Source organism: Paenibacillus sp. GYB006, assembly GCF_036577645.1.
Classification (GTDB): Bacteria; Bacillota; Bacilli; order Paenibacillales; family Paenibacillaceae; genus Paenibacillus.
Genome location: NZ_JARBDA010000069.1, coordinates 1 through 388 on the forward strand (window position 1 = coordinate 1; position 388 = coordinate 388).

Genomic DNA, 388 nt, shown 5'->3' on the forward strand with positions numbered 1-388 from the left:
GGGTAACCGCAAGGAGCCAGCCGTCGAAGGTGGGGTAGATGATTGGGGTGAAGTCGTAACAAGGTAGCCGTATCGGAAGGTGCGGCTGGATCACCTCCTTTCTATGGAGAATCGTTTCCTGCAATGGGAACATTCAAATCGGAAGCTAAGCTTCCAACACACTCACTCGTTGTTCAGTTTTGAGAGTTTAATCTCTCAAAACCACATGTATTCTTTATTGGCACATCCGTGCTGAACCAAAGAAAACATGGTTGTTGTTCCTTGAAAACTAGATAACGAAACAATTTTGCGATTTTAGAAATATCCTTTAAGCTGAACTTGTGTTAAACAAGTGAAGATTAATAGATTGCTGAGTGAGGTTTTTGGATGAAGAACGACTTTTGGCGAA

1 rRNA gene is annotated in these 388 nt (G+C 42.3%); it reads left to right on the top strand.

Annotated features, from left to right (window positions below):
• Window positions 1–101: ribosomal RNA gene (locus tag PV403_RS25000) — 16S ribosomal RNA — on the top strand; the annotation flags it as partial.
• Between the last annotated feature and the right edge of the window lie 287 nt (window positions 102–388).